Source organism: Streptomyces sp. NPDC059355 (assembly GCF_042752335.1).
Lineage (GTDB): Bacteria > Actinomycetota > Actinomycetes > Streptomycetales > Streptomycetaceae > Streptomyces.
Genome location: NZ_JBHYXN010000010.1, coordinates 188,763 through 200,703, shown reverse-complemented (window position 1 = coordinate 200,703; position 11,941 = coordinate 188,763). Strand labels below are relative to the sequence as shown.

At 73.4% G+C, this 11,941-nt stretch carries 15 protein-coding genes and 1 pseudogene; 8 read left to right on the top strand and 8 right to left on the bottom strand.

The features are described from left to right. Nucleotides 1–92: 92 nt before the first annotated feature. Nucleotides 93–1,592: a DEAD/DEAH box helicase gene (locus ACFXGI_RS13025; protein ID WP_384705466.1), complete on the bottom strand. Its 1,500-nt coding sequence runs from the start codon at nt 1,590–1,592 to the stop codon at nt 93–95. A gap of 82 nt (nt 1,593–1,674) precedes the next feature. Beyond that, nucleotides 1,675–2,169, bottom strand: a complete 495-nt coding sequence (locus ACFXGI_RS13020; RefSeq protein WP_384705465.1) for a MarR family winged helix-turn-helix transcriptional regulator — start codon at nt 2,167–2,169, stop codon at nt 1,675–1,677. A 108-nt stretch (nt 2,170–2,277) separates the two neighbouring features. Here ACFXGI_RS13020 and ACFXGI_RS13015 point away from each other — a divergent pair, with 108 nt between their 5' ends. Further along, nucleotides 2,278–2,658 (top strand): HGxxPAAW family protein, encoded by a 381-nt coding sequence (locus tag ACFXGI_RS13015; RefSeq protein WP_384705464.1) that lies wholly within the window; start codon nt 2,278–2,280, stop codon nt 2,656–2,658. A gap of 87 nt (nt 2,659–2,745) precedes the next feature. Next, nucleotides 2,746–2,952, top strand: coding sequence for a cold-shock protein (locus ACFXGI_RS13010; protein WP_384705463.1), 207 nt, complete (start codon nt 2,746–2,748; stop codon nt 2,950–2,952). A 108-nt stretch (nt 2,953–3,060) separates the two neighbouring features. Here ACFXGI_RS13010 and ACFXGI_RS13005 read toward each other — a convergent pair whose 3' ends face one another. Both ACFXGI_RS13005 and ACFXGI_RS13000 read right to left on the bottom strand, forming a co-directional pair. Then, nucleotides 3,061–3,630, bottom strand: coding sequence for a TetR/AcrR family transcriptional regulator (locus tag ACFXGI_RS13005; protein ID WP_384705462.1), 570 nt, complete (start codon nt 3,628–3,630; stop codon nt 3,061–3,063). Between the two features lie 100 nt (nt 3,631–3,730). Beyond that, complete coding sequence (locus tag ACFXGI_RS13000; protein WP_384705461.1) at nt 3,731–4,084, bottom strand: DUF1304 domain-containing protein; 354 nt, start codon at nt 4,082–4,084, stop codon at nt 3,731–3,733. A gap of 112 nt (nt 4,085–4,196) precedes the next feature. Here ACFXGI_RS13000 and ACFXGI_RS12995 point away from each other — a divergent pair, with 112 nt between their 5' ends. Continuing rightward, a complete protein-coding gene (locus ACFXGI_RS12995) occupies nt 4,197–5,192 on the top strand; it encodes a BtrH N-terminal domain-containing protein (protein ID WP_384705460.1) in 996 nt (331 codons plus the stop codon). A gap of 42 nt (nt 5,193–5,234) precedes the next feature. Here ACFXGI_RS12995 and ACFXGI_RS12990 read toward each other — a convergent pair whose 3' ends face one another. From ACFXGI_RS12990 to ACFXGI_RS12980, 3 genes are all read right to left on the bottom strand, one after another. Then, nucleotides 5,235–5,438: a ferredoxin gene (locus ACFXGI_RS12990; RefSeq protein ID WP_384705459.1), complete on the bottom strand. Its 204-nt coding sequence runs from the start codon at nt 5,436–5,438 to the stop codon at nt 5,235–5,237. A gap of 5 nt (nt 5,439–5,443) precedes the next feature. Next, complete coding sequence (locus ACFXGI_RS12985) at nt 5,444–6,631, bottom strand: cytochrome P450 (protein WP_384705458.1); 1,188 nt, start codon at nt 6,629–6,631, stop codon at nt 5,444–5,446. Between the two features lie 136 nt (nt 6,632–6,767). After that, the gene (locus ACFXGI_RS12980; RefSeq protein WP_384705457.1) at nt 6,768–7,106 is read right to left on the bottom strand and encodes a thioredoxin family protein; all 339 of its coding nucleotides are present in this window, start codon (nt 7,104–7,106) and stop codon (nt 6,768–6,770) included. 287 nt (nt 7,107–7,393) lie between these two features. On the opposite strand from ACFXGI_RS12980, the gene ACFXGI_RS12975 reads away from it, so the two are divergent. From ACFXGI_RS12975 to ACFXGI_RS12965, 3 genes and pseudogenes are all read left to right on the top strand, one after another. Continuing rightward, nucleotides 7,394–8,035: a molybdopterin-dependent oxidoreductase gene (locus tag ACFXGI_RS12975; RefSeq protein WP_384705456.1), complete on the top strand. Its 642-nt coding sequence runs from the start codon at nt 7,394–7,396 to the stop codon at nt 8,033–8,035. Beyond that, nucleotides 8,032–9,353 (top strand): annotated as a pseudogene (locus tag ACFXGI_RS12970) (Dyp-type peroxidase). The gene ACFXGI_RS12975 and the pseudogene ACFXGI_RS12970 overlap by 4 nt, the downstream one beginning before the upstream one ends. A gap of 99 nt (nt 9,354–9,452) precedes the next feature. Beyond that, the gene (locus ACFXGI_RS12965; RefSeq protein WP_384705455.1) at nt 9,453–9,722 is read left to right on the top strand and encodes a hypothetical protein; all 270 of its coding nucleotides are present in this window, start codon (nt 9,453–9,455) and stop codon (nt 9,720–9,722) included. A 19-nt stretch (nt 9,723–9,741) separates the two neighbouring features. Here ACFXGI_RS12965 and ACFXGI_RS12960 read toward each other — a convergent pair whose 3' ends face one another. Then, the gene (locus ACFXGI_RS12960; protein ID WP_384705454.1) at nt 9,742–10,116 is read right to left on the bottom strand and encodes a hypothetical protein; all 375 of its coding nucleotides are present in this window, start codon (nt 10,114–10,116) and stop codon (nt 9,742–9,744) included. 174 nt (nt 10,117–10,290) lie between these two features. Between ACFXGI_RS12960 and ACFXGI_RS12955 the strand changes: the two genes are divergently transcribed. Both ACFXGI_RS12955 and ACFXGI_RS12950 read left to right on the top strand, forming a co-directional pair. Beyond that, on the top strand, nt 10,291–10,650 hold the full coding sequence (locus ACFXGI_RS12955) for a YciI family protein (protein ID WP_030864852.1): 360 nt from the start codon (nt 10,291–10,293) through the stop codon (nt 10,648–10,650). 69 nt (nt 10,651–10,719) lie between these two features. Next, complete coding sequence (locus tag ACFXGI_RS12950; RefSeq protein ID WP_384705490.1) at nt 10,720–11,940, top strand: RNA polymerase sigma factor; 1,221 nt, start codon at nt 10,720–10,722, stop codon at nt 11,938–11,940. The last annotated feature ends 1 nt before the right edge of the window (nt 11,941 follow it).

The window sequence follows — 11,941 nt, the reverse complement described above, 5'->3', positions numbered from 1 at the left end:
GCGACACGGCCCGCCCGCGGACACGGGTACGGTGCCGGTCCCCGCATCGGGGGCCGGCACCGTACACGTCGAGGTGGCGTCGGGCGGTGGCGTCAGCCGCCCTTGCGGACCCGGGCCGCGCGCCGCGCCTCGGCCAGCTTGCGCGCCTCCGAGGTCTTGCGGGACTCCTTGCCCACCCCCGGCCGGCCCGGACGCGTACCGATCCCGCGGAAGCCGAGGTCCGTGCCCGAGGGACGGCCCTTGGCGTCCGTCGGCTCGGCGCCCGCCAGCGGCACCCCGGACGGGGCCTTGGCCCCGGTGATCCGGCTCAGCGCGGTCTCGCCGGAGCGGACCTGGGTGGTGGTCGGCCGGATCTTGGCCTCGGCCATCAGCCGGACCATGTCCCGGCGCTGGTTCGGGGTGACCAGGGTGACGACCTTGCCGGACTCGCCCGCGCGGGCGGTACGGCCGCCCCGGTGCAGGTAGTCCTTGTGGTCGGCCGGCGGGTCCACGTTCACGACGAGGTCCAGGTCGTCGATGTGGATGCCGCGCGCGGCGACGTTCGTCGCGACGAGGACCGTCACGGCCCCGGTCTTGAACTGCGAGAGCGTGCGCGTGCGCTGCGGCTGCGACTTGCCGCTGTGCAGCCCTTCCGCCCGTACGCCCATGGCCCGCAGGTGCTTCACGAACTGGTCCACGCCGTGCTTGGTGTCCAGGAACATCAGCACCCGGCCCTCGCGCGCCGCGATCTCGGTGGCGGCCGAGTACTTGTCCGCCGAGTGGATGTGCAGCACGTGGTGGTCCATCGTGCTCACCGAGGCCGCCGACGGGTCCACGGTGTGGGAGACCGGGTCCTTGAGGTAGCTGCGCACGAGCTGGTCCACATTGCGGTCCAGGGTGGCCGAGAACAGCATCCGCTGCCCGGCGTGGTGCACCTGGTCCAGGATCTCGGTGACCTGCGGCATGAAGCCCATGTCGCACATCTGGTCGGCCTCGTCGAGGACGGTGATCTTCACCCGTTCCAGGTGGACGTCGCGCCGTCCGATCAGGTCGCTGAGGCGCCCGGGGGTGGCCACGACGACCTCGGCGCCGGTGCGCAGCGAGCCCACCTGCTTGCCGATCGACAGCCCGCCGACCACGGTGGCCATCCGCAGGTCCACGGCCTGGGCGTACGGCGTCAGTGCCTCGGTCACCTGCTGCGCCAGCTCGCGCGTCGGTACGAGGACCAGGGCGAGCGGGCGCTTCGGGTCGGCCTTGCGGCCGGCGGTGCGCGCCAGCAGGGCCAGGCCGAAGGCCAGGGTCTTGCCGGAGCCGGTCCGGCCGCGGCCGAGGATGTCCCGGCCGGCCAGCGAGTTGGGGAGCGTCGCCGCCTGGATCGGGAACGGCTGCGTCACCCCCAGGTCGGTCATCGTCTTCACCAGCTCACGGGGCAGGTCGAGCTCGGAGAAGGCCTCCACCGGCGGCAGCGCCGGCTCGACCGTCTTCGGCATCGCGAACTCACCCCGGAGGGGGGCCGTCCGGGGGGTCTTGCCGCCCGACTTCGCACCGCCCTTGGGGCCTGCCTTGGCTCCGGCCTTGATGCCGAAGCGCCCGTGAACCGACGGGTTCTTCATGCAGAACCTTCCGTGAGACGTGAAAAGACGAATTTTACCATCGGGGCCGCCGCGCCACGGGGCCGCTACGGCGACGCGGGCGCTACGGGGCCGCCGGGCCGAGCCGTCCGCTGCGTACTTCGGCGAGATGGGCGGTCATCTCGACCGTCGCCCGCGCGAACCAGTCGGCGATGACGGCGATCTCGTCGGGGGAGTACTGCGCGAACACCGCGCCGAGCCGGGCGTAGAAGGGCTCGTACACGGCGAAGACTCGGGCGGCGGCCGCCGGGTCGGCCACCACGCGCACCCGGCGCCGGTCCGCGGGATCCGGCTGCCGGCGGGCGTATCCGGCCCGCTCCAGGCGGTTGAGCACCCCGGTCACGGCGCCGGTGGTCAGGTTCGTGAGCTCCGCGAGGTCACCGGCGCCCAGCGGGGAGTCCCCGGCGCCCAGGATGTGGCCCAGGCAGGTGAGGTCGGTGACGTTCAGCCCCAGCAGCTGCGCGACTTCCTGCTGGCCGATGAGGCCCAGCGCGACGTACCGGTCCATGCGCGACAGCGCCTCCTGGGCCGTGGCCGCGGGGCGGGACTTGCCCTGCACGCAGATACTCCTTAGTGTCTAAGTAACTTAGCTCGTGAGATGTTTATCTTGTTCACTAAGACATCTCGCCTTTCGAGCCTACTGCCGCCCGTCCGTCTGGGGAGAATCATGAGCGCGCACGGAGACGTCGACATGGGGCACACGGTCGCCGGCTGGACCGGCACCGCCTTGGCCCTGCTGGGCTGTACCGGAGCCGGGGCGGCCCTGTGCGCGGCCTGGGCCCCCGGCATCTGGCTAGGCCTCGGCCTCGTCGCGGTGGCCGGCGCCGTCACCTGGGCCCTGCACCTCGCCGGCTGGGGCAAGCCCAGCGGCCCCCGCCCCCGCGCCGAGTGGGACTGGCGCACCCGGGACACCGCCGCGCGTACCGGGCACGCGAACTGCCTGGGCTGCCGGGCTGGCGGGTCGCGCCGGGCCGCGGCGGCCCGCCGGCCCCGGCCCGCCGAATTGGCCGGTCAGGAGTTCGAAGCCGCCCCGATCGGCCGCGCCTGAGGTGTGCTCGGTGTGACGTGTGGGCAGGATGGAACCGGCTGCACCCCACGTGCGGCCCGCGTGGAACGTTGAGAAGGATCAGTACTGATGGCAACAGGCACCGTGAAGTGGTTCAACTCGGAGAAGGGGTTCGGCTTCATCCAGCAGGACGACGGCGGCCCCGACGTGTTCGTGCATTTCTCCGCCATCCAGAGCACCGGCTTCAAGGAGCTGGCGGAAGGCGCGTCGGTCGAGTTCGACGTCACTCAGGGCCCCAAGGGTCCGCAGGCGGAAAACGTGGTCCCTCTTCGGTGAAGCCACTGTGACGCCACTTCACGAGCCCAGCCCGTGACATGAGCCCCGTCGGTCGGTCCGGCGGGGCTCATGGCTGTCACGGGCCCGCCCTGATCCGAAGGTCACGGCCTACGCGGAGCCCGCGCGGTGCAGGGCCAGCAGCAGCGGCCAGAGGTGGTCCGCCAGCTCGGCCGGGGAGCCCGGGACGCTGTCGTGCAGCCAGTCGGCGAGGATCCCGGTGAAGGTGGCGGCCACCGCCGAGGCGACCAGGTCGGCGTGCGGGGCGCCGGCCGCCGTGCGCTCGGCGCGGGCCCGGGCGCGCAGCTCCCGGTGGAGCCGCTCGCCGAGCGGGCCGCCGCCGCCCGGCAGGAGCAGGGTGCGGTACAGGGTCCCGTGTGCGGCGGCGTCGGCGAGGAAGCCGGCCAGTGCGGCCGGGGGCCGGGCCGGGGCCCGCGCCCCGGGCTCCGTCTGCCAGGCGTGCAGGGCGTCGACCGCCGCGTGCACCACATCGGCGCAGGCGTCGACGGCCAGCGCCGGGAGGTCCTCGTAGTGCAGGTAGAACGTGGCGCGGCCGACCCCTGCCCGGCGGACCACCGCCGAGACGCTGACCTCCCCGAGCGGCCGGTCCGCGCACTCGGCGAGGAGGCTCTCGCGCAGCCGGGCCTTGGTGCGGGCGGTGCGCGGGTCCTCGGGGCTCATGTGTTCTCCAGGCTCATCGGCCCTTGAGCTTATGCGGTGCTCGCGCTCGGACTCATGCGGTCCGCGGGCTCATCGAGTCCCGGGCCCACGGGCCCCCGGCTCACGCGGCCAGCAGCGCCGCGCCCAGGGCGAGGGCGCCGGGCAGGGCCTGGGCGAGGAGGATGCGGCGGTTGGCGGTCGCGCCCCCGTACAGCCCGGCGACGATCACGCAGGCGAGGAAGAAGACCTGCGTGGCGAGCGAGTCGATGACCAGCGACCAGACCAGGCCGGCGGCCAGGAAGCCGTTGTAGAGGCCCTGGTTGGCGGCGAGCGGCGCGGTGCGGCGGGCGAGGTCCTCGTCGAAGCCCGACAGGGCCCGGCCGGGCGGCCGCTGCCACAGGAACATCTCCAGGACCAGGAAGTACGCGTGCAGGGCGGCGACGACGCCTATGAGGACCTGAGCGACCGTGTGCACGGTCACCTCCGTTTCGCGGGCTGCCGGGGCAGCGTCAGCGGGGCAACTTCCTGGACAACTGTACAGGAAGTTGCCGTCGGGTCCACGGGCCGCGCGCGGCTAGGCTGACCGCATGACTGTGCTCGTGTACGAAGACTTCGGAACCGGACGCCATCGCGAGGCCTCCCTGATCCGCCACGCCCTGGGCAGCGCCCACGACGAGGAGCTGATCGCGGGCCTGGCCGGCGGGATCGGCTTCATGTACTTCGTGTTCGAGTACGCCGGCCGGGCGCCCATCGCGACGATCGTCGCGCAGGCCCATCCCGAGCCCTGGGTGCAGGTCGCGCTGCGGCGCCTGCACATCCCCTACGACGCCACGCGCGCCACCAAACCCCGCTGGGGTCGGGTACGCGCCGCGCTCGACGGCGGCCAGCCCGCCTTCTGCGTCGTCGACCGGTCGTCGCTGCCCTGGCACGAGGCCGACCCCGACGCGGAGATGGTCGGCGCCGACCCGTACACCGTCGTCATCGCCGGCTACGACGGCGACGACCTGCTGATCGAGGACGGGGCCGAGACCCCTTACCGGATCGACCGCGAGGAGTTCGGTGCGGCCTGGACCGCGCACCGCAAGGGCCGCCACCAGCTCATCGTGCCCACCGGGCCGGCCGAGGGCGAGCCGGACGTCGACGGGGCCGTCGCCGCGACCGTCACCCGCCTCACCGGTCCGGTGCTCGGCAACCAGTTCGACGTCAACTTCGGTTTCTCCGGCATGGAGAAGCTGGCCGCGCAGCTGCGCGACCGGACCACGAAGACGGGCTGGGAGCGGCGGTTCGCCGGCCCGGAGGCCTTCCGGGCCGGCACCGGGCGGCTGTACGCCTGCCTGGAGGAGGAGTGGACCGCCCCCGGCGCCACCCGGCCGCTGTACGCCGACTTCCTCGACCTCGCCGGGCGGCCGGAGGCGGCCGCGCTCCTGCGGGATTCCGCCGGACACTGGTCGCGGCTGGCGGCCTCGGCCCGTACGGCCGACCCGGACTCCGACGCCGCCGCGCGGCGGGACCTGTTCGACGAATGCGCCGAACTCGTGGACCGCTCGCTGGAGCTGGAGCGCCGGGCCGTAGCCCTGCTCTGAGCCGCACGGGCTCCCGTGAACTCGCCACTTCCGGTGGCGCGGTCACTCCTCCCTGATGCTGATGGCGGCGACCGGGCAGGCGCGGGCGGCCTCGCGGAGCAGCGGGCTGCCGTTGCCGTCCTCCCGGCCCGGGAGGACCTGGCTGAAGCCGTCGTCGTCCTGGGTGAACACGTCCGGCGCGGCCAGGGCGCACTGCCCGGCGCCGATGCAGATGTCCGTCTTGATGTCGATGCGCTGTGGCGGCATGTTCCTCACCATGCCACGGGGAGTTCGATCATGCCCTGAATGGTGTCGCCGGGTCGGAACGGGATCCGTTCCGGCTCGGCCGCCAGCCGCAGCCCGGGCAGCCGTGCGAACAGCGTCCCCAGGGCGATCTCCATCTCGGCGCGGGCCAGGTTCTGTCCGAGGCACTGGTGGACGCCGAAGCCGAACGCGACGTGGTGCCGGGCGGAGCGGTGCCAGTCCAGTGCGTCCGGCCGCTCGAACACGGCCGCGTCCCGGTTGATGACGGAGGTGGAGAAGATCACCCCGTCGTCCGGACGGATCGTCACTCCGCCGATCTCGATGTCCTCGACGGCCACGCGCAGCATTCCGTCGGCGATGGACAGGAAGCGCATCAGTTCCTCGACGGCCACCGAGATGAGCGCCGGGTCGGCGCGCAGCTCGGTCAGCTGCTCGGGATGGCTCAGCAGGGTGAACGTACCGAGCGAGATCATGTTCGCCGTGGTCTCGTGGCCCGCGATCAGCAGGATCGCGGCCAGCGCGACCAGCTCCTCGACGTCGGTCTCGCCGGTCTCCAGGCGGGTCGCGACGAGCTCGTCGAGCAGCCCGTCGCCCGGGTCGGTCCGCTTGCGCTCGATCAGGTCGGCCAGGTAGCCGTTGATCTGGTCCCGCGCGGCCTCCACGTCGGCGAGCTCGGGGCCGCGCAGGAGCCGTCGGGACGCCCCCTCGAAGAACTCGTGGTCCTCGTACGGGACTCCGAGCAGGGCGCAGATCACCATCGAGGGGACCGGCAGGGCGAAGTCGTTGACGAGTTCGGCCGACGGGCCCCTGGCGACCATCTCGTCGATGAGCCGGTCCACGGTCTCCTGGATGGCGGGCCGCAGGGCCGCGGTCCGCTTCAGGGTGAAGCTCGGGATGAGCATGCGGCGCTGGACGTTGTGCTCGGGGTCGTCGACGCCGAGCAGGGCCGTGCGGCGGTTCGTGAGCCCCTTGAACCGCTTCGTGGGAGAGGGGAAGGCCTCGTTGCTCCGGTCGGCGGAGAGCCGCCCGTCGGAGAGCAGGGCGCGCGCCTCGGCGTGCCCGGTGACCACCCAGACCGAGCGGCCGTCGAAGAGGGTGACGCGGGAGAGCGGCCGGCCCTCGCGGAGCGGGTCGTATGCGGTCGGCGGGTGGTAGGGGCAGGTTCGGTCCTGGGGAAAGGCAACGGTCTCTGACATGCAGCACCTCGTAAGCATGGTTCCGTGGGTCCGTCTCGCCGGAATCCATTACATGCCCAAGGCACCTATCTGACCTATGCCAGTTTCGGCCAGATAGCCCACTTTGGCCCATCCGGCCCCGCGGCCGCCGCGACGCTCAGAGGTGGGCTTCCAGGAAGGCGCGGAGTTCGGCGCCGCTCATCGCTCCGCCGTGGCTCGCCACGGCCTCCCCGCCCTTGACGAGGACGGCCGTGGGGGCGCCGGTCACGGCGAAACGCCTGGTCGCCTCCGGGCAGCGGGTCATGTCGGTGCGCACGGCCGTCAGGCGCGTGCCGTACTCCTCGGCCACCTCGGACACGAGCGCGTCCATCGCCCGGCAGGCCTCCAGGGCCTTGGGCCAGGTCCCGATGAAGTAGGCGAGAACAGGCCCCTCGGTCATGCCGAGGATGAAGTCGAACTCCTGGTTCTCCAGCGGCTGGTGTACCCGACGTGCCATGGGCGGTGCTCCTGCTCCGTGTAACGGGTGATGCGTGGGTGGGCCCCCATCATCGCCGCCGGGTCCGCCGCGCCGTAATTCCTGTCCGGAACGGGTGTTTCCGCCAAGGGGCCGGGGCGTTTGCCGGGATTGCGGACGGGCCTTTCGGCCGATGCTCCAGGGCGGATTTCACGGGATAGGGCAGATGCGGGACTTCATGTATGTTGCGCACGGCATTTTCGCCACAAGAGGGCTGATCACCTTGCATCTGCGAGGTAGTTGATCGGCGTGTCGGGGAGGGGTCGTCCATGGAACGTCACGGGAGTCTTCGGAGAGCGGGCCTCGCGCTCGCGGCGGGCGCGCTGGTCCTCGCGGGCTGCGGGACGTCGGCGGACGGGAAGGACGGGAAGGACGCGAAGACGGGAGCGGCGGCTTCCGCCCCCGCTTCCGCCACGGCTTCGGCCGGCGCTTCCGCGCAGGCCTCCGCCGCGCCGCTGAAGCCCGGCGAGGTGCGGGTCGGCGGCGAGGTCGGCAAGCCCTACACCCTCACCCTCGCCGACCTGCGCAAGCTGCCCCAGAGCTCGGCGCCGGTGAAGTTCACCAGCGCCAAGGGCGACCAGGAGCACACGTACGCGGGCGTGCCGCTGTACGAGGTGCTGAAGACGGCGGAGCCGCGCTTCGACCAGAGCAAGAAGAACGGCCAGCTGCGCGGGGTGGTCGCGGCGACCGGGGGCGGCGACTACCGTGCCGTCTTCGCCTGGGCCGAACTCGACCCCGGGTTCGCCAAGAGCCAGATCCTGCTCGCGGTCTCCGAGGACGGTGTGCCGTTCGACGACGCGGCCGGACCGCGGCTGGTCGTCCCGCAGGACACCAAGGGCGGCCGGTACGTGTCCGAGCTGAACCAGCTGTGGGTCGGGGTCGTCGACCCGGTGGTCGACGGGGTGAAGTGACGGTGGAGGAGGCCGAAGAACCGGGCGGGAGCGGTCCGTCCTGCGGCCGGTCCCGGGTCGCCCGCCGGACCCTGCTCGCGGCCGGGGGACTGGCCGCCCTGGCCGCGGGCGGCGCCGTACTGACCACGTCCGGGGCCGGCGCCCGGACCGGGGAGCGGCGGCCGCCCGCCGTCATCCCCTTCCACGGCCCGCACCAGGCCGGGATCCTGACCAGGCGCCAGCCGTACGCGCACCTCGCCGCACTGGACCTCGGGCCCGACACCGACCGGGCCCGGGCGGCCGCCCTGCTGCGCAGCTGGACCGGGGCGGCGGCCCGGATGAGCCGCGGCGAGCCGCCGGCCGCGACCGGCGCGGGTACGGGTGCCGGCGCGGGTACGGCTGCCGGTGCCGGGGAGGGGTCCGGGGCCGACGGTGACACCGGCGTCGCCCTCGACGCCGGGCCCGCCTCGCTCACCGTCACCTTCGGCTTCGGGGCGGGCCTCTTCGACCGGCTCGGACTCGCCGCGGCCCGGCCGCAGGCCCTCGCCCCGCTGCCCGCCTTCACGGACGACCGGCTCGATCCGGCCCGCTCCGGCGGGGACCTGTTCGTGCAGATCGGCGCCGACGACCCGTTCGTCGCCGTGCACGCGCTGCGCGTCCTGCAGCGGCTGGCCCGGGGCGCGGCGCGGACGCGCTGGGTGATGTCCGGCTTCACCCGGCCGCCCGGAGCCCCGGCTTGCGCGGAGGCCGCTTCCGGTACCCACCGGAACCTGATGGGCCAGCTCGACGGCACCGCCAACCCCGTCCCGGCCGAGGACCCCGCCCAGCGGGCCCGGATCCTGGTCACCGGCCCGGACGCGCCGGCCTGGCTGGCCGGGGGCTCGTACGTGGTCGTGCGCCGGATCCGGATGCTCCTCGACACCTGGGAGGGGCTGCCCGTCCACCACCGCGAGGAGGCCGTCGGGCGGCGCGTGGCCGACGGGGCCCCGCTGACCGGCGGCACCGAGCGCACCCCGGTGGACCTGGACGCCGCCCGGCCGGACGGGATCCCGGTCATCGCGACCAACGCCCACATCCGGCTGGCCGCGCCGGAGCGACGATGCTGAGGCGCGGATGGTCGTACTACGACGGCCTGCGCCCCGACGGCGCACCGGACGCGGGGCTGCTCTTCGTCGCCTGGCAGGCGGATCCCTGTACGGGCTTCGTCCCCGTCCAGCAGCGGCTGTCCCGGGGCGACGCCCTCGCGCGGTACACGGAGCACGAGGCGTCCGCCCTGTTCGCCGTGGCGGGCGGGGCCGCGCCGGGGGAGTACGTCGGGCAGGGGCTGCTCGAAGGCTAGGGGTGTCTTGTCGATCAGGCCGGGTCAGGGAGCGGCGGCGGCCGCCGTGGAGCGCACGCCCCGGTGCCCGTTGTCAGTGGTGGCTGTGAAGCTGGGCCCATGGACGACAGGATGCTCAGGCGCCGGGTCTACGGCGCCGACCACGACGACCCCGACCCCGGCCCGCGCCCCGGCCGCCGCTACGGCGAACTCGTGGGCGGTCCGCTGGACGGGCTCCTCCTGGACATCACGGGCTGGAGTTCGCGCCAACTCGCCGAAGAGGCCCGCCTCCCCACCGAGATAGGGCGCTACGGAGCCGGCGGCCGCACCCACTACCGGCGCCGCGCGGCCGATCCGGGGCACTGGGACTGGTCGGGCGACAGCCCGTGATCGGGGTGGGTGCGAACCGTCAGCCGGCGGCGCCCCGGCTCACGTTCCGTGCCCACAGGACCAGCGGGACCTGCAGGGGCAGCCGGGCGAGCGTCACGGCGCGGACGGCGGGGGTGCGCCGTCTCGCGTCGACGGCCATCTTCACGTTCGCGGGGAACACGCCGACGAAGAACGCCGCCGCGGCCAGGGCCGCCACTCGGCGGGTCCGCGGGTGGGCGACCCCGGCGGCCAGCAGCAGCTCGGCGGCGCCGCTCGCGTACGTCCACTGCCGGGCGGTGCCGGGCAGGGCGCTCGGGACGGTGGCGTCGAACTGCTTCGGCGCGACCGCGTGGGCGACGCCCGCGGTCGCCAGCAGGCCGGCGAGGAGTACGGGGGAAGAGGGGGTGCGCGGCATCGGAAGGTCCTCTCGGAGGGGCCGGAGCCCGCGATCCTACTCGCCGGTAGCGCTGTTCGGCCCGGAAGATTCTTTTTGAAGAAATCTCCGGGGGACTGTCGATCCGGGCGCCTCCCGTTCGACGAACCAGTGAGAGGTGGGGAAAGCCCCCGCCCGTCCGGCCGAGGAGTCACCATGCCGCGCTTCCTTTCCATGATCCGTATCGACGAGCAGGCCCTGCCCGCCAACACCGAGTTCCCGCCGGAGTTCGGGGAGCGCATGGGCGCGCTGATGGAGGAGATCACCAAGGCCGGGGTCATGCTCGACACCGCAGGGCTGCTCCCCACCTCCGAGGGGACCCGGGTGACCTGGTCCGGCGGCAAGCTGAGCTACACCGACGGGCCCTTCACCGAGACCAAGGAGGTCGTCGGCGGCTACGCCATCCTCCAGGCCAAGGACAAGGCCGAGGCGCTGGAGTGGACCAAGCGGTTCCTGGAGATCCACCCCGAGGAGTGGACGGTCGGCGCCGAGCTGCGCCAGATCGACGGGGGCTGACCGCGCCGCGATCCGCGCCGCGTTTGCCCTGCCTCGTCACGGCTGCTCTGATGGGTGGCCGTGACGGCAGTGAATGCGACCCAGGCGGTCGAGACGGTGTTCCGGATCGAGTCGGCGCGGATCATCGCCGCCGTCGCGCGCATCGTGCGCGACGTCGGCATCGCCGAGGAGATCGCCCAGGACGCGCTGGTCGCCGCCCTGGAACAGTGGCCGGAGTCGGGTGTCCCGGACAAGCCGGGCGCCTGGCTCATGGCCACCGCCAAACACCGCGGGATCGACCTCGTGCGCCGCAAGGAGACGTACGCCCGCAAGCTCGCCGAGGTCGGCCGGACCCTGGAGGACGTACCGCCGCCCGCCGAGCCGGCGGCCCCGGACGACATCGACGACGACCTGCTGCGGCTGATCTTCACCGCCTGCCACCCCGTCCTGGCCACCGAGGCCCGGATCGCGCTCACCCTGCGCCTGATGGGTGGGCTGACCACCCAGGAGATCGCCCGGGCCTTCCTCGCCCCGGAGCCGACCGTCGCCCAGCGCATCGTCCGGGCGAAGCGGGCCCTGGCCAAGGCGGGCGTTCCCTTCGAAGTCCCGTACGGAGCCGACCGCGAGCAGCGGCTCGCCTCCGTCCTGGAGGTCATCTACCTGATCTTCAACGAGGGTTACTCGGCGACCGCCGGCGACGACCTCGTCCGCCCCGCCCTGTGCGAGGACGCCCTCCGGCTGGCCCGGGTCCTGGCCGGCCTGATGCCCGAGGAGCCCGAGGTGCACGGGCTGGCGGCGCTGCTGGAGTTCCAGGCCTCCCGGATCTCCGCCCGTACGGGCCCCGACGGCGAGCCGGTGCTGCTCGCCGACCAGAACCGGTCGAAGTGGAACCGGCTGCTGATCCGCCGCGGCGCCCTGGCCATGCGGGACGCGGGGAGCGGCCCCTACTCCGTACAGGCCGCGATCGCCGGCTGCCACGCGGAGGCGGTCCGCTACGAGGACACGGACTGGGCGACGATCGCCACCCTCTACGGACGGCTCGTCGAGCTGGTCCCGTCACCGGTCGTGGAGCTCAACCGGGCGGTCGCCGTCTCGATGGCCGAGGGCCCCGAAGCCGCGCTCCCGCTGGTCGACGCCCTGGCCGACGAGCCGGCCCTGCGCTCCTACCACCTGCTGCCGAGCGTACGGGGCGACCTGCTGGAGCGGCTGGGCCGCGGGGAGGAAGCCCGGGCGGAGTTCGAACGCGCCGCCTCGCTCACGCACAACGCCCGGGAACGGGCCCTGCTGCTGGGGCGTGCCGCCCGCGTGTGAC

Coding starts and splice junctions, on each gene's coding strand:
- ACFXGI_RS13025 (WP_384705466.1), bottom strand. CDS start 1,592: ATGAAGAACCCGTCGGTTCACGGGCGCTTCGGCATCAAGGCCGGAGCC.
- ACFXGI_RS12960 (WP_384705454.1), bottom strand. CDS start 10,116: ATGCCGCGCACCCCCTCTTCCCCCGTACTCCTCGCCGGCCTGCTGGCG.
- ACFXGI_RS12955 (WP_030864852.1), top strand. CDS start 10,291: ATGCCGCGCTTCCTTTCCATGATCCGTATCGACGAGCAGGCCCTGCCC.
- ACFXGI_RS13015 (WP_384705464.1), top strand. CDS start 2,278: ATGAGCGCGCACGGAGACGTCGACATGGGGCACACGGTCGCCGGCTGG.
- ACFXGI_RS13005 (WP_384705462.1), bottom strand. CDS start 3,630: ATGAGCCCCGAGGACCCGCGCACCGCCCGCACCAAGGCCCGGCTGCGC.
- ACFXGI_RS12995 (WP_384705460.1), top strand. CDS start 4,197: ATGACTGTGCTCGTGTACGAAGACTTCGGAACCGGACGCCATCGCGAG.
- ACFXGI_RS12990 (WP_384705459.1), bottom strand. CDS start 5,438: ATGCCGCCACAGCGCATCGACATCAAGACGGACATCTGCATCGGCGCC.
- ACFXGI_RS12980 (WP_384705457.1), bottom strand. CDS start 7,106: ATGGCACGTCGGGTACACCAGCCGCTGGAGAACCAGGAGTTCGACTTC.
- ACFXGI_RS12975 (WP_384705456.1), top strand. CDS start 7,394: ATGGAACGTCACGGGAGTCTTCGGAGAGCGGGCCTCGCGCTCGCGGCG.
- ACFXGI_RS13010 (WP_384705463.1), top strand. CDS start 2,746: ATGGCAACAGGCACCGTGAAGTGGTTCAACTCGGAGAAGGGGTTCGGC.
- ACFXGI_RS12965 (WP_384705455.1), top strand. CDS start 9,453: ATGGACGACAGGATGCTCAGGCGCCGGGTCTACGGCGCCGACCACGAC.
- ACFXGI_RS12985 (WP_384705458.1), bottom strand. CDS start 6,631: ATGTCAGAGACCGTTGCCTTTCCCCAGGACCGAACCTGCCCCTACCAC.